The organism is Planktomarina temperata RCA23 (genome assembly GCF_000738435.1).
Classification (GTDB): domain Bacteria; phylum Pseudomonadota; class Alphaproteobacteria; order Rhodobacterales; family Rhodobacteraceae; genus Planktomarina; species Planktomarina temperata.
In genome coordinates, this window is record NZ_CP003984.1 from 334,864 (window position 1) to 352,395 (window position 17,532).

Below are 17,532 nucleotides of genomic sequence, written 5' to 3' on the forward strand. Positions count from 1 at the left end.
CCCCTCATTATTCCAAAAGTGGCCCGAGCCTATATGCGCTCTGTGCCAAGACTTAGCGGATATTGATTTCCACGCTGTCCGCCAGGGTATTTGCAATAAAGCAATAGCGATGCGCGCGGTCCTGCATCTCTGCCAATTTCTCATCGGCCACCGCAAAACCAGTATCAAAGCGCACGACCGGATGCAGATCAATGCGGGTGACGGACATCTGGCCTTTGGGGTTTTTTCCCAGATGGGCTTCTGCATAGTCATGATAGCTGGCCACCGGCCATCCGGCTTTGGCCGCCAATGCGAGAAAGGTCATCATGTGACAACTGGACAGGGCAGAGGCCAAAGCTTGCTCGGGATTGGTATGCGCCGGATCACCGCCCCAATCTGGAGCTGAATCCACGTCAATTTCATGCAATCGATTCATTTGTACGATGTGAGAATTTGAATAGGTTCCTGTGGCAAACACAGGGGTTTTGCGCTGCCAATGAAGCTCAATGGAAAGATCAGACATAGGGCTATCTCGTTTTAAATAGGAAAGATGGGTGGCCTGCCGCACTCATGCAAGGACAGGCCGCCGATGGCATGTTACGCGGCTGCGATCTGTTTTTTGGGATCATAGAATGGGCGCTCCACCATAGTGGCTTTCACCGCTCCGGTATTGGTCAAAACCTCCACTTCGGCTCCCATAATGGCCGCATCGGTGGCAACCATTGCCAAGCCAATGTTTTGCTTTAAGCGCGGGGAATAGACTGCGGAGGTCACTTTTCCAATGGTCGCGCCATCTTGTTGGATGGCCCAGAAGGTGGTGTTTGGTCCGGTCAGCGGGGCGCAGTCGAGGACCAGCCCGACCTGTTTGCGCATCGGGCCCTCTTGCTTGATCTTGCGCAGCGCAGCTTTGCCGATGAACTCTGCATCCATATCGAGGTTGACGAGGCGATCAAATCCCAGCTCGAAGGGATTTGTGTCAATATCTGCATCCGCATGGTAGGAAAGCATTCCGCCTTCAATCCGACGGATCGAGGAGGTATGACCGGGCTTCAACCCGTGCGATGCGCCTGCAGCCATGATCAATTCCCAAAGCTGATCGCCTTTTGACCCATCGCGCAGATAAAGCTCATAGCCCAACTCGCTGGACCAGCCTGTGCGAGACACGACCAGGGGGATCCCCTCCAATTCCAACTCGCGCAGCCAGTAGTATTTTAGATCCGTAATGCTGTCTCCGAAGAGCTCTTGCATAATAAGGCCTGAGTTCGGGCCCTGCAGTTGCAGCGGTGAAACATCAGGCTCTTTGATCTGTACATTGAGGCCGGAATGCACTGCCACACCCTGTGCCCAGAGCAAAATATCGCTGTCCGCCAGGGAAATCCAAAAATGATTTTCCGCCAACCGCAGCAGTATCGGATCGTTCAAAATACCGCCATCCGCATTGGTGATCAGGATATATTTGCACTGGCCAACGGCCATCTTTGACAGATCGCGGCAGGTCAGCATCTGTGTGAATTTTGCGGCATCCGGCCCTGTAATTTCAACCTGACGTTCCACGGCAACGTCACAGAGGATCGCTTGATCCACAAGGTTCCAGAAATTCTGTTCCGGGTCCCCAAAATCACGCGGGATATACATGTGGTTATAGACCGAAAAACCCTGTGCCCCCCATCGGACGGTTGCGTCAAAGTAAGGGGATTTGCGGATCTGTGTACCGAAGCCAAAATCATCTGCCTGTGTCATTTTGCGCCCTCTGAACTGCTGGCCAATCGGGCCAGGAAAAAGTGAATTCTGCTTGAGATTTAATCCGATACCGTCACGCTCACAGTCCGATAATCCACCCGAATGCGGCAGATTAGACTGATTTACTGCCCGGCTTAGACCATTTGGTCTTTTGCCCGGGAATTTAAGATGCAGTGGTGAGTTTTGCGAGATTAGGATAGCTGCTTTTGACCTGGCGAGTTGCGATGTAAGTCATATAGCGCTCAATCGCCAGATCGGCTGAGAGCATCTCTTCCATGAGGCGCTGAAACGCGGCCAAACTGGGCGTTATGACCGTCATGACATAGTCCATTCCGCCGCCGGTTGCGATGCAATGGGTCACTTCATCTAAGTTTCGAATATACAGCTCAAAGCGTTCAAATTCAATTTTGCGGTGCGAGCTCATCGCGACGGTCACCACAACCTGGGTGAAATCTATGATGCGCTCCAGGGCAAGATCTGCGTGATAGCCGCGAATGAGACCTGCGGATTTCAAACGATCAAGCCGTGCCCAACACGGGGTTGGTGAGAGGTTCACAAGCTCCGCAAGGCGCGTCTTGCTCAGGTGTCCATGCTGTTGAACGGCACTTAATATGCGGATATCCGTAGCATCGAGCCCCAATTTTTTCATATGAATTTGTCTTTCATGAAACCGTTTACGCACATCGTGTCAGGCACATGTTAGAGTTTTCTCTGCCCCGATCCTAGACATAAATTTGGCAGGCGCATCCAAACAAGCCAACATCAGGTCTCTTTGAGCATGGGACAACCGACGCCAAACGCCCACCCACAGCCCTTGCAAAACGAACCCCAGATCAAGGATTTTTGCTGGTGAAAAGGAAAAAATAGCGGTATGATCAACCAACGGATACATCCTAGCAACGCCGCTAGGCTGTCCTAAAAAGCAGGACCATTTCAGACTTACCTTAACCAATTCCTTTATCAATTCGAAGGTTGCGACGCTCAAGCTAATTTAAATAGCTCTAAAATACAAAGCAGACTGTAGATAGGTTGCATTGACACATGAAAAAATATTCAAAATTCTTCTATCAACTACCTTGGCATTAATTCTTGTTATCTTAGGTGTTGGCTATGTTTTTTATTATAAATATCTGGATCAAGTCACGCTTCAACATGACAACGAACAGATTTCAAAATACAAACGCTCATTAGACTATTCATACCTTTGGTATTGATGATTTTTCCAATCGGTATCAGGAATTGGAACCCGCATTAGCCTATGCAAATATTGAGGCCATCCAATCGGGGATAAGCGCAGGAGACTACTCGTGCCAAGAGGTAGTACAGTTTTATGTTTATCGTATTAAGCAGCATGAAGCTTATAATGCGGTTTTGGAACTTAATGATGCCGCTATGGACCACGCATCGAGAATAGACAAAAAAATTAAAAACAACGAGGCAAATTCATTGTTTTGCACGGTTGTTCTCATAAAAGACAATATTGCCCATGCCAACATGCATACTGCGGGTTGATGCCTAGTTAGTTTCGGCTAGACTACCGTGAATGCAGCCACCACTTAGGTCCTTTTTATGAAACTTGTTATTGCCACACCAAGTCCATTTGCACGTAAAGTACGGGTCGCACTGCGTGAAAAAAATATTGAATTTAATGAGGTCGTAGATGTTCCTTGGAACAAGGGTACTATAACGAAAAACTTCAATCCACTAGGGAAAATTCCAATTCTTATTGAGGAAAACAAAGAACCATTATTCGATAGCAAAGTTATAGTTCAATACCTCGATCATATTAACGAAGCCCAACTCATGTACCCTAAAGATCCACAAGATAATATCAGCGCAAGGCTGATTGAGTCTGTGGCAGATGGCGTTTGTGATGCAATCGTTTTAGTTTTTCTTGAAAACTCTAGGAATGAAACATTGCGCAGTAATGACTGGGTTCAAAGGCAAGAAAAAAAGATTTATGAAGGAACAAAATATCTTTCAGATCATCTTGGTAATAAAAAATATTTTGTGGGAGGTCATTTTAACATTGCAGATGTGTGTGCGTTTTCGTGCTTAGAATATCTTGATTTAAGGTTCATAAAATTTAATTGGAAGACAAAATACCCAAATTTGGAAAAGTATTGGGTAATCCATAAGGACAGGCCATCATTTTTAAATACAAAACCGCAAGTACAAACCATAGAGCCTTTAGTGGATTAAGTGAAAGTTGCTGTCAAACTAATAAGACCACGCTTCGGAGTGCAGGTAACATTTAACTCTATGCGCTCAATAATTGACGCCACTCAGAGAGAGCAGCGGCACGGTTTAACTTAAAATTGATGCGTGAGTGGCGATCCAGTTACCAAACAAAACTCCCCCTCAATGAATCTACAACGCTAATACTAAAGCCCCGTGGTCCGAGGCGCGGGGCCCTGGGATAGGGGCCCCCGGTCCGTGGTCCTGCGGCTCAATTGCATGGGTTGGGCACAGTAACCCCACCCACACTGCCCGTGATCGTCCGCACATTCACGGTCACACACTGGTCACACACCCTTTGACAAAAAGGTTATATTTAGACAGAATAACCTAGCTACAACTTGGTGTGACCACCTAGGTTAAACGTCTATTTTCGTTTTATTTTGTGGTGCCCGGGGGCGGATTTGAACCACCGACACGAGGATTTTCAGTCCACTGCTCTACCCCTGAGCTACCCGGGCATGGGTGAGGATCTTCCTCGAGGCTGAGGCGTATTTAGGCGACCCGCTTGGGACTGTCCAGCTGATTCCGTGGATTTTCTTTGCAAAAAGGTCGAAAATGAAATTTGCAGGATTTAAAATGCTCTGGCCTCTGCCTCGGCCGGTTACACTGCGGGGCTAGACCTCCGGGTCGCCGGCTTCGGGTTCTACTTCAGAGCCATCGCTTTCATCATCATTTGCAATCACATAGCCGCCAATCAACCATTTGCTGAGGTCGATGTCTTTGCAGCGGGCAGAGCAAAAGGGCCGGTGCTCTGGTTCGGTCGGCTTTTTGCAGATGGGGCAACTCATATCAGGACATCTTGCACCACAGGGCGCTCGCGTTTACGCTTCAGCTCGCCATGGCCAAGGGGAGTCCAGCCGACAAATTCAGTGGCGACAGGGCAGCTGCGCAGCGCGGCACGCAGGGCCACTTCGATCGGTTTGCGATCTCGTTTGCTCATTGGTGCGAAATCAAGTGCAATTTGTCCTGAATAGCCCCGCAGGCGCAATTGGCGGGGCAGATCTTTTACTGCGGCCAGGTTCACCTTAAGCGCCGCTGCAGGTGAGAGGTCAGTGCCGGTGTTGATATCTACGGTGATCATGGCGCGTGTGCGCTCAATGAACATGCCGCCACTGCCCAGCGGCACCCAAGCCTCCTGTGCAGCCTCGATTTGATCCAAAGCTCCGCTGCCTTCGAGATCATCATCGGCGGTCAGCACATTTGTCACATCCGACCATTCGCGCCAAGCCTGCACATGTGGATCATCGCCCTCGAGCAGAACCTCGGGGTCTGGCCCCGTTTCCGCGGCGATGGCCTCAGCGGTGGCGCGCATGGTTTGAATGTCCTCGCCAATCTCTTCAAGATCTGCTGCCGCCGCCGCGCTGCGGATGATAAGCCCCATATCGGAGCCGCTCATTGCGGATTTGGCCAAAAGCGTGAGCGCATCGCGCAGATCATCAGAGGAGATTTGCCGCGAGATATTCAGACCGGGTTGATCCGGAGTGACAATCGCATAACGGCTTTTAAATAAAATTCTTTGAGTGACCGGATCGGCTTTGCCCTCTTCGGCAAAACCTGAAGTTTGCACCATGAGGGTCTGACCGGGTGCCAATCCCTTGGCCTTCTTCAGGAACCCTGTGCCATTGGGCAGGCGAAGGATCACGCCGCCGATGCCTTTCACCGGGCGATCGACCACAGCGCGTAAAAGACTGCCGAGGGGCAGGCGATTAAGATCTTCGACCAGAACGTCCTGCACGATCCCATCGACCAAAAGCGCTGCGACCTTGGTCTTGCCAATGTGGCCCAGAACAACTTGCTTGCCCTTCATAATTGCCCCCAAATATTGAGCCCTGCGGCCTGCAGTAAATGCACGGTCTGTGGCAGGGGCAAGCCCATGATCGCAGGGTAGGAGCCGGAAATCCAAGGGATGAAGGCGCCCGCAGGTCCTTGGATGCCATAGGCGCCAGCCTTGCCTTGCCAATCCTCAGTAGCCAGATAGCCCTCAAGCTCTTGCGGCGAGAGGGGTTTCATCTGCACGGTTGAGACCACATCTTTTTGCCAAATACGCTCAGTGGTTTTCACGGCCACGGCGGTGATGACCTTATGGCGACGCCCGGAGAGCTTTTGCAGGAAGGCGCGCGCCTCGTCTCTATCGGCGGGTTTTCCCATGATGCGGCGCCCCAGCGCAACCGTGGTGTCTGCGCAGAGGATGACCTCATCTGCAGCCGCAGGCAAAGCTTCGGCCTTGGATGCCGTGATGCGGTTACAATAGCTGCGCGGCAATTCACCCTTTCGTGGGGTTTCATCCACATCCGGTGCGCGCACGTCAGCCGGGTGCAGGCCCAAGACCGCCAGCAATTCACGCCGGCGGGGGCTTCCTGATCCCAAGATCAGTTGTTTACTTGAAACGGTAATTGATCCGTCCTTTAGACAAATCATAGGGGGTCATCGCAACTTGTACTTTATCGCCAGTCAAAACCCGAATTCGGTTTTTGCGCATTTTGCCTGCCATTGTTGCAACGATCTCATGGCCATTTTCCAGCTCAACCCGAAACGTCGCGTTAGGCAAGAGCTCCTTTACGACACCGGGAAATTCGAGTGGTTCTTCCTTCGCCATGGTCTCTCCTTCAAAAAAGCCTGACCTAATGCCAAGCGTGCCCCTAAATGAGCGGAGTTGCACAAATTTTCAAGTCAGATTCCGCGTAAATTCTGTGAAATCGCGTCTGTGAGGCGTGAATTTGGCCGGTTTACCCCGTTTGGGGGCGGCGCAAAGATGAAGAATCATCTAAATCGGTGCAAATCATCGCCTGTCATGGTGCCTAGATACCCTCTTTGGGGGCCCCAAATTTTGCAATCAGTCGCTCAATGATCTGATCTCGGGCCTGACGATAGGCTTCGAGCTTTTGATCGCGGGTCTCGCCCGTCGCGGTTGGATCCGTGATCGGCCAATATTCGACTTGCAGCGCGTAAAAGCGTGTAATCTCTTTTGCTTCACGTTGGCTGGCGGGGGAGAGCGCGACGATGAGATCAAAAGAAGAGAGCTCATCGCCCAATTTTTGCATTTCATCAAAGGACCGCGTCTTGTGGCGTGCCAGCTCAATCCCAAGTTCAGCGCAAACGGCAATGGCAAATCCATCGACATCCATATCGGCCAAAACACCCGCCGATTGTACGTAGGTTTCATGGCCGTAGAATTTCTTCATCAGGCCTTCCGCCATCGGAGAGCGCACGGCATTGTGGTCGCAGCAAAACAAAACAGATTGGGGAAGCCGCGACATCTAAACTATCCCCCGAAATGCAAAACGCAAATAAGGGTGAACAGGCGACGCGCCGTCTGCTCATCAATATCGGCTTTGCCATTGAGGCGCTCTTGCAGGACCCGCGCGCCTTCGTTGTGAATTCCGCGCCGGGCCATATCGATGGTTTCAATCTGGCTGGGCGGGAGGGTCTTCACAGCTTCAAAATAGCTTTCGCAAATTTGAAAATAGTCTTTTACCACTTGGCGAAAGGGGCCAAGGGACAGGTGAAATTCAGCGGCCTTCTCTTTATCTTCTGTGGTGAGATCAAAAACCAGGCGCCGGTCGCGTATTGACAGTTCCAACTCATAAGGCCCGCTGGGTGGCGGGGTTTCGTCGCGGGCCGGCAAGGCAAAGCTGTTGCCCTCCAAGAGGTCAAAAATTGCCACCTTCCGCTCTTGATCAATTTCAGGAGTGGGGGGCGAGAGATTGCTGTCGTCCAGGGATATTTTTGAAATGTAGCTCATTATCTGTTCAGTTTATCTAACCGAGCGCGCACTGACAATCCATGCGCCTCAAGGCCTTCTGAAATGGCCAAAACCTCAGCGGCAGGACCTATGGCAGCCAATGAGGCCGGGGTCATTTTGGTCAAAGTGGTACGCTTGACGAAATCCATGACAGAGAGTCCGGAGGAGAATCGCGCGGACCGTGCCGTTGGCAACACATGATTGGGCCCTCCAATGTAATCCCCGATTGCCTCTGGCGTCCAAGCGCCAAGGAAAATTGCGCCTGCATGGGTGATTTGCGCCGCCAAGCCGTCGGGATCCGCGACGCAGAGCTCCAAATGCTCAGGCGCGAGCCGATTGGACAGGGCCGCGGCCTCTGCCATATCATTGACCACAATCACCGCCCCAAAATCGCGCCAAGATGCACCCGCAATCACGCGGCGTTCCAAAGTTTCCAACTGCCGGGTGACGGCTTGCATCACCTTCTCACCAAATTCCGCATCATCGGTGATCAAAATGGATTGCGCGCTTTCGTCATGTTCGGCTTGGCTGAGCAAATCTGTTGCGATCCAGGCCGGGTCATTATCCCCATCGGCGATTACGAGGATTTCGGAGGGTCCGGCGATCATATCAATACCGACTTTACCAAAGACCCGCCGCTTGGCTGCGGCAACGAATGCATTGCCGGGCCCGGTGATCTTGTCGACTGGGGCGATCGTCTCGGTGCCATAGGCCAGCGCCGCAATGGCCTGCGCCCCGCCAATGCGGTAAATCTCATCGACCCCGGCGATATGCGCGGCCAAAAGCACCAGCGGATTTGTGACCCCGTCTGGCGTGGGTACGCAAATCGCCAAGCGCTCAACCCCAGCCACTTTGGCCGGAATTGCGTTCATCAACACAGAAGAGGGATAGGAGGCCAGCCCGCCGGGCACATAAAGACCCGCTGCCGATACGGGGGTCCAGCGCCAGCCTAATTCTGCGCCTGTTTCATCTTCCCATTGGGCATCCTGAGGCAGTTGCCGGGCGTGATAGGCACGAATGCGATCTGCGGCCAGCTCCAGCGCCTCGCGTTCGACGGTGGGCACGGTTGCGCAATGGGCCATAATCTCTTCGCGCGAAAACGCCAAAGTGTCAGGCGTCAGATTAAGCCGGTCAAATTTTTCGGTCAGCTCAATGACCGCGTCATCTCCGCGGGCGCGCACATCTGCGATGATATCTGCGACAATGGCATCCACATCAGGGCTGTCTTCCCGCTTCGCTGTCAGCAAGGCCAGAAAGCAGGCTTCAAAATCAGCCTGATTGATATTCAAAGTTTGTGGCATTCGATCCCCCAAGATTGCCCTGACTTAGCGCGATGTCGCCCAAGCCTCAAGCCGATCTGTGTGGGTTAATCGTGGCTGGGCGCGCGGTTGGTGGGAGAGGCATAGGGACGCGTTACATCCCGCAGGCCGGCTTCCAGCGCTTCCACCTCAAGCCGTATCGCGCCATCGCCCGCCAAAGTGAGCAGGCAAGCGCCTGTTCCATCCGTCGCCGGGGTGAATGTGATGCTGAGCAAGCTTAGGATCAGATCTGGATCTGTGCGGTCGAACCCTTGGGTTTGAACCGCTTTAACATCCTCAAAGCTCAGAACAGATTGCACGCGTTCGGCCTGGGAGGTGCCACGCGCCTCCCAGCGAAAGCGGTTGAGCAGCACTGCAAAACGACGCTCTTTGGTGTGCCGGACCATCTGCGCCGCGGGCCAGACTGCATCTTGGGTCATGGCAGAGAGCACTTGGAGATCTTCCGCATCAAAGGCGATCAAGCGTAAAGGCTTGTCCATACCGTCTTCAAAGCGGGCATCACTCATTGGCCTGTGATCCGCTCAATTTTAGCGCCACAATTGCCAAGTTTTTCTTCCACCCGCTCATAGCCACGGTCAAGATGATAGACGCGGTTCACCAGGGTCTCGCCTTCAGCTGCAAGGCCGGCCAGGATCAAAGAGACTGAGGCGCGCAGATCCGTGGCCATAACTGGTGCCCCTTTTAGGCGCTCCACGCCGGTGACCGTCGCCATGCCACCATTCACCTCAATCTGCGCGCCCATACGGCTGAGTTCGGGCGCATGCATGAAGCGATTTTCAAATATTTTCTCTTCTAAAACAGAGGTCCCCTTGGCCGTGCAAAGCAATGCCATCATCTGGGCTTGTAAATCCGTTGGAAAGCCCGGAAAGGGTTCAGTGGTCACGTTGATGGCTTTGATATCTGCATTTGTGCGTTTCACTTTGAGGCCCCGCTGAGTTTGCTCAATGCTAATACCAGCTTCGTCCAATTTCTCACAAAACGCGGCCAGAAGTTCAATTTTTCCACCAAGACATTCCACTTCGCCGCCGGTTATTGCCGGGGCCAGCATATAGGTGCCAAGCTCAATTCGGTCTGTCACAACCGGATGGGTGGCCCCATGCAGCCGGTCCACCCCCGCGATGGTGATGGTAGAGGTGCCATGACCGTCAATCTGTGCGCCCATAGCAATCAGGCATTCGGCGAGATCAACAATTTCAGGTTCACGCGCCGCCTGTTTCAATACGGTCGTGCCTTTAGCCAGTGTTGCGGCCAAAAGCGCATTTTCCGTGGCACCCACAGAGACGAAGGGAAATTCGATGGTCGCGCCTTTCAAACCCTTCGGCGCTTTTGCGTGGACATAGCCGTCGCGCAACTCAATCTGCGCCCCCAGCGCCTCCATTGCCTTGAGGTGCAGGTCAACCGGGCGCGCGCCAATGGCACATCCGCCGGGTAAAGAGACGACCGCTTGCCCCGCGCGCGCCAACATTGGCCCGAGTACGAGAATAGATGCGCGCATTTTGCGCACAATATCATAGTCGGCCGTCAAATTGTCGAGGCTGTGGGAAGACATGGTTAAAACCTTGCCATCCTGCATGGAGGTGACTTCTGTCCCCAGGCTCTCAAGCAGAGCGCCCATGGTTTTAATGTCCGATAAGCGTGGCGCATTGGTCAAAGTGATGGGCTCTTCACTGAGTAACGTGGCGGGCATCAAGGTCAGGCAGGCGTTTTTTGCGCCAGCAATGGGGATTTCTCCATGCAGCGCATTGCCGCCAGTTACCAAAATCGAATCCATTCAGCTGTCCTTTTTGTCGGTTCCATCGTCGCGAGCCCGCGCCCGCGCCTGCGCCTTACGGCGGCCCATATTCGCCTTCAGTGCCGCCTTCAAGCGCGCTTCACGCTCAGACTGGGCTGACTTAGGGGTCGATTTGTGTTTGTCTGCCATTTCGATGGCTTAACTCAAGCTTTGCGCGCGGTCCAGCCGCCGGAACGCTTTGCCGGGGCTTCGGGCGATATTCTGCAGATTTTGCCCATTCTTGGACTTGCGCCCGGGCCCAAGACTGTCTAAATCGCCCATCAGATGCTGTGGTAGCTCAGTGGCAGAGCACACCCTTGGTAAGGGTGAGGTCGAGAGTTCAATCCTCTCTCACAGCACCATCCTTCTTTATGTTCAATATGCCTTTCGGTCGAAATGCGCGGCGTTGGATCTGCGTGAAGGGATCGTATTGTAATATTGTACATGCGATCGCACGGGAGAGTTGCGGTGCTTTTGTTGACAAATAAATCACGCTATCTATAGACTGATCCTTTAAGTATCGGATATAAATGATATTTTAGTATTGATACGATAAAACGGCATTGGTTTTCGTAGCGTGTCGCGTGAAATGAAAAAGGTTAAAATTTTATCTATACTCTAGAAATGGGTATATATAGCGTTTAAGTAATGGTTTTTATAGAGAATTTTATTAATGAATAATTTTGAAAGCGCACAAAATCCCCCCGCCCATAAGGGTGGAGATGTTTTGACCCTGAAAACTCTGAATACATTTGCGGTGGATGTGATCACACTGCCAGATGAAGATGAGTTGTTTTGGTATGTGGCGCAAAATGTGGTCGGGCGGCTCCAGTTTTTGGACTGCGTGATTTATAAAGCGGATGAGGCCGGAACTGAGTTGATCCAGGTGGCGGCGTTGGGTGCGAAAAATCCCCATGATCGGGAGATTTTGAATCCGCTGAAAATCCCATTTGGTCAGGGGATTACCGGGGGGGTTGCGCAAAGTAAAACGGCGGTCATCATCGATGATTTGCTGAAAGATCAGACCTATATCGCGGACTCCGAACCTGCACGATCTGAAATCTGCGTGCCTTTGGTGTCACACGGGCGGGTTGTTGGCGTGATTGACAGCGAACACCCGGAAATAGGGGCGTTTGATGCGGCCGATTTGGAGGTTCTGACCACGGTGGCGGCAATGACCTCCGCGAAGTTGGAACTGTTGGCTGAGGTGGATCGATCGCATTCACAATATCTTGCATTGAAGGAATCTCATAGGCAGCTCTCTGAGGAAATCCAGAACCGCACTGCGCTTGAGGCGGAATTTTTCAATGTTCGCAAAATGGAGGCTGTTGGGCAACTCACCGGTGGGTTTGCCCATGATTTTAATAATCTTTTAACCGTCATTTCCGGCAATCTGGAGTTTGTCGGATTGGCGGAAAATGAGGCGCAGCGGCAAGAATATTTGGATGAAGCCCGCACAGCGGCCGGCCGGGCTGCCAAGCTTATTCAAGACCTGCTCGCCTTCTCGCAACGGATGCATTTGCGGCCGGTCAGGACCAATTTGAACACAATGATCACGACCATCTGCGCACAAAATCGGCAGAGATTGCCAGGGGATATCCAGATGGATTTGGTGGAGGATATCTTACCTGTGCAAGTGGATCCCACGGCGGCAGAAATTGCGCTTGTGAATCTCATGATTAACGCCCGAGATGCTATGCCACATGGCGGGACGTTGTATATCAAAACTGAAAATATCCAGCATGGGGTTGCCGATAACGAGAGTCTTTCAAAGAATATTGTTCCAGGATCTTACGTTAAGCTGACCGTCAGTGACGAGGGCGAGGGCATCCCGCCGGAGGCATTGGATCAAATTTTTGACCCGTTCTTCACGACGAAACCTGTCGGAGCCGGAACGGGGCTTGGGCTGTCGATGGTTTTGGGCTTCATGCAACAATCTGGCGGCGCGGTGATTGCCAAGCCTGAAGTGTCGCAGGGCGCAACTTTCGAGCTTTACTTTCCCACATCCTAGCCGGTTCGTTTCTTCCCGTGCAGCTGTAACGGTTAACACCTTGTTAACGAATAAAGGTTAACAAGGTGTTACACAGAGATCGGGGAAGTTAAATGAACATTGAAACGGACGGATCGTTGCGCAGCACTGAAAAAATTCCATTGATCAGTGTCCGTGATTTACGTGGTGATGACCAGAACCGTAAATTGGAAGTTGCCGAAGAAATTGGACAGGCGGCGCGCAATTTTGGGTTTTTTAGAATTTGTGACCACGGCATTGATCTGGATCTCATTGAGGCCACATATGAAGCCGGGCGGCGCTTTTTTGCGCAGCGCGACGCACAGAAATTGGACTATTACATCGGCAAGAGTTCAAACCACCGTGGCTACGTTCCCTTCACAGAAAAGGGGGATTATGCCGATGAGGTGAACCGAAGCTATGAGGCCTTTGATCTGGGGCTGGATCTGCCGGCGGATGATCCCGATTATCTTGCCGGTAACCGTTTGCTCGGGCCGAATGTTTGGCCCGACGTGCCAGGGTTTCAAGAAACGGTTTCGCAATATTACAATGAAATTTCGGCTTTGGGTCGGATCATTTGCGGTGCCTTAGAGATGCACCTCAAACTTGCTCCGGGCACGATGACACAGCATATGACCAAGCCCATTTCACAGCTCAGACTGCTGCATTATGTGCGTCAGCCGCATATCAAGGATCATCAATCGGTTAATATGGGGGCCCATACTGATTATGAATGTTTGACCCTTCTGCACACCCGAAATCAAGGGCTTCAGGTTCTCCGCAAGGATGACACTTGGATGGATGTTCCGGTGGATCCTGCGGCGCTCGTTGTCAATATCGGCGATATGCTGGAAGCATGGAGCAACGGGTTGTTGCTTTCAACACCGCATCGGGTGCTCAACCTCAGCCCGGAACGGTTCTCGCTGCCCTATTTCGTCGCGGCAAATTATAGCACGATCATTCAACCCTTTGATGCGCTTGTGAACGAAGAGCGCCCGGAGCTTTATCAGCCCTTTATGGCCGGTGCCCACTTGGAGCGCATGTTGATGCGAGACTTTCCTTATCTGAGGCGACTGAAAGCGAGCCGAAGGGCCGCGCAGATGAACCCGATCCAAAACCCCTTTGAACAACGCTTGAACAAGAAAAAGAGTTAAGAAATGCCACCTATTGAAACAATCTTAGCTGTAGCACTAGCGGGATTTGCCTTGAGTGCCACGCCCGGCCCCTCCATGCTTTATGTTCTATCGCGCAGTATGGGCCAAAATCGCTATGCGGGGCTGGCCTCTGCTTTGGGGCTCAGTCTTGGGGGCATTTTATTGGCTGTGGCCACAGCACTTGGCCTTGCCGCGATATTTGAACGCTATGAGTGGATTGTGGTCACATTGCGCTACGCAGGATCAGCCTATCTCATTTGGCTGGGGGCGGGGATGATACTAAACGCCAGTAAGAGCTCCAAAGTTATCCTAAAAGTCCATGCTGTGGAGAACCTGTCGTTTTCCTCCATAGTCTGGCAGGGGGTCTGGGTGGAGCTTTTGAATCCCAAAACCGTATTGTTTTTCGCGCTGTTCCTCCCGCCCTTTGTCTCTGCAGGCGCGGGGGAGGCCAGTGTACAAGCACAGTTGTTGATCTTAGGTATTTTGGTGCCGCTGACCGCTATTCCGTCGGATATTGTCATGGCATTACTGGGGCGCACTGTGACCAAATCCATCAATGAAAACACCCGTGCGCGGCTGATTATGGCCTGGCTTTCTGGGCTCTTGTTGATGGCCATTGCTGTGAATTTGCATCTGCAATTTATCTAAGTGTTGCGCCCTAACCCATGGGGCCGCCATTGAAACCTCGCTTGACGCGCCTGTCGGTCAGATGGGCGCGCCTTGCCTATGCAGAGGTCTTTTGGATCACGCGGTTTGACAATTTCGTTCACAACGCGCACACCAAAGGTTAACAAAGTCTTGCACAGGGTGAGACAGGGGCCGCAAGTGCCCTGCGGGCATTGGTGGCTCGTATAACCCGTGATCAGGCGGCTGCAGTATGGGCTTTGATTATAGTGATGTGTGGTTAACAGTGGGGTGACAGTAATGGAATTGAAAGACGACATCATCATCAATGCGCCGCAGGACGTGGTTTATGCTGCATTGAATGATGTGGACATTTTGAAGCATTGTATTCCTGGCTGCGAGGAGTTGGTCAAACATTCTGATACGGAATTGGAGGCCAAGGTCGTGCTGAAAGTCGGCCCGGTAAAAGCGAAATTTAGCGGCACCGTGACCTTAAGCCCCGATGCACCGCCGGCTCGGTTTTCATTGACAGGCGCGGGCAATGGCGGCGCGGCCGGTTATGCCAAAGGCGGGGCAGAAGTGCATTTGGAAGCCCATCCGGAAGGTACGCTGCTGCGCTATACAGCCAAGGCTGAAATTGGCGGTAAATTGGCGCAATTGGGCAGCCGGTTGGTTCAGGGCACTGCGAAAAAACTTGCAGCGAAGTTCTTCAGCAGTTTTGCCGAACAGGTTGGGGGCGAGAATGCCGGCTGAAGGGCGAATCCTTTATGCCGAACATGCGCAGGATATTCTAGCCGCCACCCTTAATTTGCTGCACTCAGGTGACCCATGCGCCCTTGTGACCAGTCTGAATATTGAAGGCGGCGCGGCGCGGGAGCTTGGCTCTTTGGCCGTTATCAGTGGCAGGGGAGACATGATTGGGTACCTCTCCAATGGCTGTATTGATCGCGATATCATCAATCACGGCCTAGCCGCGATTGACACCGGTCAGCTCAAACATCTGCGCTATGGCGCAGGCTCGCCCTATTTGGATCTCAAACTGCCCTGCGGTGGCGCTTTGGAGCTGGTGATTGATCCGGCGCCAGATATAGCCGCGCTTGAAGCGGCTTTGGCGCGCCTACTCGGTCGCCAGAAAACTGTGCTATCTTTTGCGGGTCGCGACGGGCCTGTGCAGATCGAATATGCGCCAAAACCTGCGTTGATCCTTGCCGGCCGGGGGGCAATTTTACGCACCACCGCCCAGCTGGCGGCGCATATGGATTTTGAGCTGCATCTTGCTTCCCCTGATCTTGAGGATCTTGCCAGCTTGGAGGAGCTGAACCCGGCAACACGCCAGTCTATGACCACACCGAAGGCTGCGATTGAATTGCCGATAGACTCATATTCGGCGGTGCTTCTCGTCTTTCACGATCATGAATGGGAGCAGGCTATTTTGATGCAGGCGGCGCGGCAGCATCCCTTTTTCATTGGCGCTTTGGGCAGCCGCAAAACCCACGCCATGCGGATCGAGCGGCTCAGACATGTTGGGTTGAGCGCGGCAGACTGTGCTCAAATCCAAGGACCAATTGGCTTGGTGCCCTCGCTGCGCAATGCCTCGCTGATTGCTGTATCAGCGCTGGCTGAAATCACTGCGAAACTGCCACCATCGCAGGTCCGCTCGTCCTCATCATAAAACCGATGTGGCCCGATTGGTAGAATTGAGTGGCAGGGCGCGTTCTTTGATGGGCAGGTGTACGATGGCGCTGAACAGACCCACGCCCACCCCAAACCACCAAACAACTGTATAGGTGCCATAGATGTCATACATCTTGCCCCCCAGCCAAACCCCAAGGAAACTGCCGAGCTGGTGGGAGAAAAAGACAATTCCGTAAAGCGTGCCCATATAGCGCAACCCATAAATATGGGCGACCAAGCCTGAGGTTAGGGGCACTGTGGCCAGCCAGAGAGACCCCATGGCCACTGAAAATAAAATCACAGAGATCGGTGTGATGGGCAGGGCGATAAAAAGTGCCGCAACAATCGTCCGGGCCAAATAGATCCCCGCCAAGAGGTATTTTTTTGAATAGTGTTTCCCCAGATAGCCGGCAGCAAGCGTGCCGACGATATTGGCCAGTCCGATCAAAGAAATGGCTAGCGCGCTAAGGCGGGAGGTGGTGGTGATACCTACGGAATAGAGCGCACCACCGGGCATGATGGGGCCGCAGAGTTCGGTGACGAAGGCCGGGAAATGTGCGGTGATGAAGGCCAATTGATAGCCACAGGAAAAGAAGCCCAGAAAAATTAGCGTGTAGCTTGGGTCCTTGAACGCCTTGATCAACACCTCACCGATGCTTTCCTCCAGTTCGGACTTACTGGCCACGCGCTCGGTCTTCATCATCGGCAAGAAGATCAGCGAGCCTATGATAACAGCCGCGAAGGTGATGAAAACATGCTGCCACGACATGAAACCCAGCAGATATTCTGCCAAAGGCGCGCCGATCACCTGTCCGGCTGAGCCGGCGGCGGTGGCGATGGCCAGTGCCATGGATCTGTGCTCATCAGAGGCCGCTCGACCCACCACGGCCAAAATCACACCAAAGCCTGTACCGGCGATGCCGAAGCCAACCAAAATTCCATAGGCCTGCATTGCGCCGGGGGTGACCGCATAGGACGATAGAATCAACCCGAGCGCATAGACCAGGCCGCCCAGCGTAATGGCTTTGCGATCGGTTACCTTTTCTGCAATCGCCCCAAAAATGGGCTGACCTATCCCCCAAAACAAGTTCTGAATGGCAATAGCCATGGAAAACTCTGTGCGCAGCCAGCCGAATTCCTCCGCCACTGGAATTTGGAAAATACCAAAGGAGGCGCGCACCGCAAAGCTCAACATCACAATAATGCAGCCGGCGATTAAAACGGGGGTGACGAGGGAAGTTGATTTCATGCTCGGACCGTACTGCGTAAAATGGTATTCG

21 protein-coding genes and 2 tRNA genes are annotated in these 17,532 nt (G+C 52.7%); 8 read left to right on the forward strand and 15 right to left on the reverse strand.

Annotation, left to right across the window (positions count from 1 at the left end; genetic code table 11):
• Window positions 1-52: 52 nt before the first annotated feature.
• From RCA23_RS01540 to RCA23_RS01550, 3 genes are all read right to left on the reverse strand, one after another.
• Window positions 53-502 (reverse strand): OsmC family protein, encoded by a 450-nt coding sequence (locus RCA23_RS01540; RefSeq protein WP_044048748.1) that lies wholly within the window; start codon window positions 500-502, stop codon window positions 53-55.
• Between the two features lie 74 nt (window positions 503-576).
• On the reverse strand, window positions 577-1,719 hold the full coding sequence (locus RCA23_RS01545) for a glycine cleavage T C-terminal barrel domain-containing protein (protein ID WP_044048749.1): 1,143 nt from the start codon (window positions 1,717-1,719) through the stop codon (window positions 577-579).
• A gap of 163 nt (window positions 1,720-1,882) precedes the next feature.
• Window positions 1,883-2,368, reverse strand: a complete 486-nt coding sequence (locus RCA23_RS01550) for an Lrp/AsnC family transcriptional regulator (protein ID WP_044048750.1) — start codon at window positions 2,366-2,368, stop codon at window positions 1,883-1,885.
• A gap of 590 nt (window positions 2,369-2,958) precedes the next feature.
• On the opposite strand from RCA23_RS01550, the gene RCA23_RS01560 reads away from it, so the two are divergent.
• Window positions 2,959-3,231: an amidase family protein gene (locus tag RCA23_RS01560; protein ID WP_044048752.1), complete on the forward strand. Its 273-nt coding sequence runs from the start codon at window positions 2,959-2,961 to the stop codon at window positions 3,229-3,231.
• A gap of 57 nt (window positions 3,232-3,288) precedes the next feature.
• Complete coding sequence (locus RCA23_RS01565; RefSeq protein ID WP_044048753.1) at window positions 3,289-3,921, forward strand: glutathione S-transferase N-terminal domain-containing protein; 633 nt, start codon at window positions 3,289-3,291, stop codon at window positions 3,919-3,921.
• A 422-nt stretch (window positions 3,922-4,343) separates the two neighbouring features.
• Here the strand turns inward: RCA23_RS01565 and RCA23_RS01570 are convergent.
• The 11 genes from RCA23_RS01570 to RCA23_RS16370 form a co-directional block, all read right to left on the reverse strand.
• Window positions 4,344-4,418: transfer RNA gene (locus RCA23_RS01570), tRNA-Phe, on the reverse strand.
• 156 nt (window positions 4,419-4,574) lie between these two features.
• Complete coding sequence (locus RCA23_RS01575) at window positions 4,575-4,748, reverse strand: DNA gyrase inhibitor YacG (RefSeq protein ID WP_044048754.1); 174 nt, start codon at window positions 4,746-4,748, stop codon at window positions 4,575-4,577.
• Window positions 4,745-5,767, reverse strand: coding sequence for a ribonuclease E/G (locus tag RCA23_RS01580; RefSeq protein ID WP_044048755.1), 1,023 nt, complete (start codon window positions 5,765-5,767; stop codon window positions 4,745-4,747). Before RCA23_RS01580 ends, RCA23_RS01575 begins: the two co-directional genes overlap by 4 nt.
• Window positions 5,764-6,378, reverse strand: a complete 615-nt coding sequence (locus tag RCA23_RS01585) for a Maf family protein (protein ID WP_052376971.1) — start codon at window positions 6,376-6,378, stop codon at window positions 5,764-5,766. The genes RCA23_RS01580 and RCA23_RS01585 overlap by 4 nt, the downstream gene beginning before the upstream one ends.
• Window positions 6,338-6,556, reverse strand: a complete 219-nt coding sequence (infA, locus tag RCA23_RS01590; RefSeq protein WP_044048756.1) for a translation initiation factor IF-1 — start codon at window positions 6,554-6,556, stop codon at window positions 6,338-6,340. Before infA ends, RCA23_RS01585 begins: the two co-directional genes overlap by 41 nt.
• A 202-nt stretch (window positions 6,557-6,758) precedes the next feature.
• Window positions 6,759-7,217, reverse strand: a complete 459-nt coding sequence (locus tag RCA23_RS01595) for an arsenate reductase/protein-tyrosine-phosphatase family protein (protein ID WP_044048757.1) — start codon at window positions 7,215-7,217, stop codon at window positions 6,759-6,761.
• 5 nt (window positions 7,218-7,222) lie between these two features.
• The gene (locus tag RCA23_RS01600; protein ID WP_044048758.1) at window positions 7,223-7,702 is read right to left on the reverse strand and encodes a UPF0262 family protein; all 480 of its coding nucleotides are present in this window, start codon (window positions 7,700-7,702) and stop codon (window positions 7,223-7,225) included.
• Entirely contained in the window at window positions 7,702-9,003 is a 1,302-nt protein-coding gene (hisD, locus tag RCA23_RS01605; RefSeq protein WP_044048759.1) for a histidinol dehydrogenase, read from the reverse strand. The genes RCA23_RS01600 and hisD overlap by 1 nt, the downstream gene beginning before the upstream one ends.
• Before the next feature lie 65 nt (window positions 9,004-9,068).
• Window positions 9,069-9,527, reverse strand: coding sequence for a DUF2948 family protein (locus tag RCA23_RS01610; RefSeq protein WP_044048760.1), 459 nt, complete (start codon window positions 9,525-9,527; stop codon window positions 9,069-9,071).
• Window positions 9,524-10,792 carry a UDP-N-acetylglucosamine 1-carboxyvinyltransferase gene (gene murA, locus RCA23_RS01615; RefSeq protein WP_044048761.1) on the reverse strand — a complete coding sequence of 423 codons (1,269 nt, stop codon included), beginning with the start codon at window positions 10,790-10,792 and terminating at the stop codon, window positions 9,524-9,526. The genes RCA23_RS01610 and murA overlap by 4 nt, the downstream gene beginning before the upstream one ends.
• Window positions 10,793-10,942, reverse strand: coding sequence for a hypothetical protein (locus RCA23_RS16370; RefSeq protein ID WP_169701303.1), 150 nt, complete (start codon window positions 10,940-10,942; stop codon window positions 10,793-10,795).
• A gap of 137 nt (window positions 10,943-11,079) precedes the next feature.
• Between RCA23_RS16370 and RCA23_RS01620 the strand changes: the two genes are divergently transcribed.
• The 6 genes from RCA23_RS01620 to RCA23_RS01645 all read left to right on the forward strand — a co-directional run bounded on the left by RCA23_RS01620 (window position 11,080) and on the right by RCA23_RS01645 (window position 16,250).
• A tRNA-Thr gene (locus RCA23_RS01620) sits at window positions 11,080-11,154 on the forward strand.
• Window positions 11,155-11,465: 311 nt separating this feature from the next.
• Complete coding sequence (locus RCA23_RS15885) at window positions 11,466-12,803, forward strand: ATP-binding protein (protein ID WP_052376972.1); 1,338 nt, start codon at window positions 11,466-11,468, stop codon at window positions 12,801-12,803.
• A 92-nt stretch (window positions 12,804-12,895) separates the two neighbouring features.
• Window positions 12,896-13,954: an isopenicillin N synthase family dioxygenase gene (locus tag RCA23_RS01630; RefSeq protein ID WP_081870858.1), complete on the forward strand. Its 1,059-nt coding sequence runs from the start codon at window positions 12,896-12,898 to the stop codon at window positions 13,952-13,954.
• A gap of 3 nt (window positions 13,955-13,957) precedes the next feature.
• Window positions 13,958-14,602 carry a LysE family translocator gene (locus RCA23_RS01635; RefSeq protein WP_044048762.1) on the forward strand — a complete coding sequence of 215 codons (645 nt, stop codon included), beginning with the start codon at window positions 13,958-13,960 and terminating at the stop codon, window positions 14,600-14,602.
• A gap of 276 nt (window positions 14,603-14,878) precedes the next feature.
• The gene (locus RCA23_RS01640) at window positions 14,879-15,331 is read left to right on the forward strand and encodes an SRPBCC family protein (RefSeq protein WP_044048763.1); all 453 of its coding nucleotides are present in this window, start codon (window positions 14,879-14,881) and stop codon (window positions 15,329-15,331) included.
• Window positions 15,321-16,250 (forward strand): XdhC family protein, encoded by a 930-nt coding sequence (locus tag RCA23_RS01645; RefSeq protein ID WP_052376973.1) that lies wholly within the window; start codon window positions 15,321-15,323, stop codon window positions 16,248-16,250. Before RCA23_RS01640 ends, RCA23_RS01645 begins: the two co-directional genes overlap by 11 nt.
• On the opposite strand, the gene RCA23_RS01650 is transcribed toward RCA23_RS01645, so the two are convergent.
• Complete coding sequence (locus RCA23_RS01650; RefSeq protein ID WP_044048764.1) at window positions 16,245-17,501, reverse strand: MFS transporter; 1,257 nt, start codon at window positions 17,499-17,501, stop codon at window positions 16,245-16,247. The genes RCA23_RS01645 and RCA23_RS01650 overlap by 6 nt on opposite strands.
• Window positions 17,502-17,532 lie beyond the last annotated feature (31 nt).